1 protein-coding gene and 2 pseudogenes are annotated in these 2,127 nt (G+C 35.5%); all 3 read right to left on the bottom strand.

Translation table 11 applies throughout. From position 1 onward, the window contains the following. Nucleotides 1-121: 121 nt before the first annotated feature. Nucleotides 122-1,341 (bottom strand): annotated as a pseudogene (locus tag AB3X49_RS21870) (MFS transporter). After that, nucleotides 1,338-1,811: an ArsR/SmtB family transcription factor gene (locus AB3X49_RS21865; RefSeq protein WP_367964716.1), complete on the bottom strand. Its 474-nt coding sequence runs from the start codon at nt 1,809-1,811 to the stop codon at nt 1,338-1,340. Before AB3X49_RS21865 ends, AB3X49_RS21870 begins: the two are co-directional and overlap by 4 nt. 128 nt (nt 1,812-1,939) lie before the next feature. Continuing rightward, nucleotides 1,940-2,077: pseudogene (locus AB3X49_RS21860) on the bottom strand (MFS transporter); the annotation flags it as partial. Nucleotides 2,078-2,127: the final 50 nt, after the last annotated feature.

Raw genomic sequence — 2,127 nt, 5'->3', positions numbered from 1 at the left:
ATTTTAATCAGTGGGGGTTTTGTTCATCCCCCACTGATTATTAGCCCACACCACTCGGGATCTTACTGCCCGGCAAATAGCGGGATGAAAAGCGGAAAAATAGCCGCTTTTTATGTTGCGGTTAATATTCCAAAGATGATCCTGTAGCTTTAAAATATTTTTCTCGTGAAGGAGTCATTACCCGGAGTGCTAATAAACAGGAAAGGAAAAGAATGAGTAACGAGCTACTTATTACAGTAATTTGAACGGAAAGAAATTGTGCGGATGCCCCAATTGCTAAAATGAAAAAGATTTGAATGAAATTTTTTATTGAATCAAACACGCTATCGATACGTCCTATCATATGTACAGGGATGTTATTTTGATAAAATGTTATAAAGCCAGTACCAGCAAATGATGAAGAAATGCCAAGTAAAATGAAACCGCCTGCTGCGACTATAAATGAATTTGAAAAGGCGAAAATTACATACCCTATTGCTGTGAAAATCATACCTAATCCGATACAATGTTGAATTGGTAATCGTTTGGCAAATAGAGAGACGAGAAATGAACCGAAAACGTAAGCGCACCAGTTATACTAACAAGCATGCTATATTCTATATCGGATAAAAACAGTACTTGATTTGTGAAAACAACTTCTTGTGAATCGAGTGCCATAGAAACAAGCATAGTAGCTTGAAATAAAACGAATATGAGAATTATGTAGGTTTCCGTTCGAGCGAATGAAAAAACTTGTTTCCAATCACTTCGTAATGTTTGTAAGAAAGTATTTGAAACCTCTTCGTTTTGCTTTGTTTGTAATGTAATGTTTGGCAAGAAGTAAATGAGAATGGTAGAAAGTAGAAATGAAAGTGAGTTGCAGTAAATAACAAAGGATGCTGAGTACGTGGTGAGAAGTATTCCAGCAAGGGCTGGACCGATAATAAAAGCCCCGCTTGTACAAAAGTTATTCCAAGCGTTGAATTGAGCGCGCTCTTCAGCTCGTATGAGCATTGTTTTATAAGTAAATGAAGCTGGATCGAAAAATGATGTAGCAATGCGAGTTAAAAAGATAAAAATATAAATGACCCAAATAGAATCAAATAGTGGAATACAGCCAATGAGAGCTGCTCGAATTATATCTGTGATGAGCATAATTGACCGTTTATTTAATCGATCTACAATACTACCAGACCATATTTTTGTAACAACGGTGGCAATTGGACCGACAATCCATAGGCCTGCTACAGCAGCGGGAGAGTTTGTACTATTTAACACCATTAAGTTTAGAGCTATGAGGTACATAAAATCACCTAAACGAGAAATGCCTGTGCCCGACAATAATAATAATTTATTTTTCATGGGTATATGGACCTTTCTTTCATTGTTTTTTTTATCCGGCAGGAAATAGCGTATTCTTCTTCTGAGGCTGATTGACGAGCGGTTTTGCTTTCCCAGCGTAATAAAACTTGTGAGATTTCCCAAGTGAGTTGTTGTAATTCCTCTGGAGTTAAAAATAAATGAGATACAATATGGCTCCCTGTATTTGTTCCTTTAGTGCCTGCTTCTTCAATATAGAAGTGAGCAGATTTTGCTTTATAGTACTTTTCAATAATCCCCCGTTTTTCCTTTGTATCTACTAATTCAAGTAAGCCTCCGTCAAATAAAATTTGGATGTGATAGTGAACGCTACCAGCAGATTTATTTAGTTTAGTAGATACTTGTTTTGCAGTGAGTGTTTCGTCTTTTAAAAGGTGAAGAATTTGAATGCGAGTTGCATTGGAAATTAGCTTTTGTTGTTCTGCTGAAATGGTAAGTCGATCTTCAAACATTTTGTTAGCTCCTTTCTTATAATCTAAATTTATTGTACGTTCTAAAAAATTAGATTGTAAGAGAAATAAATCGCCTTTTTCTTGTGAATTTCGACATAAATAAAAATGGCATGTACATATACATGCCATTAAGTGATAGTAGATTCTTCACTAAGCTCCCCATGATAAAACAAGAACAGCCATATAAAACTAACGAAAATACAGCATATAGCTAACAAGCTACCAATCACTTGAGGAGAAAGGATTTCTAAAAACCATCCTGTGAGGTGGTACAGTAAAACTGGAACACAGTATAGAGATAAATTATTCTATATAA

This window comes from Bacillus sp. C30, from assembly GCF_040838255.1.
In the GTDB taxonomy this organism is placed as follows: domain Bacteria; phylum Bacillota; class Bacilli; order Bacillales; family Bacillaceae_G; genus Bacillus_A; species Bacillus_A mycoides.
Note: the sequence above shows the minus strand (reverse complement) of the source record. Positions and strands in the feature narration are given on the sequence as shown.

What these genes read in the sequence shown, in the direction of transcription:
- AB3X49_RS21865 (WP_367964716.1), bottom strand. Translation starts at nt 1,811, where the DNA reads ATGTTTGAAGATCGACTTACCATTTCAGCAGAACAACAAAAGCTAATT.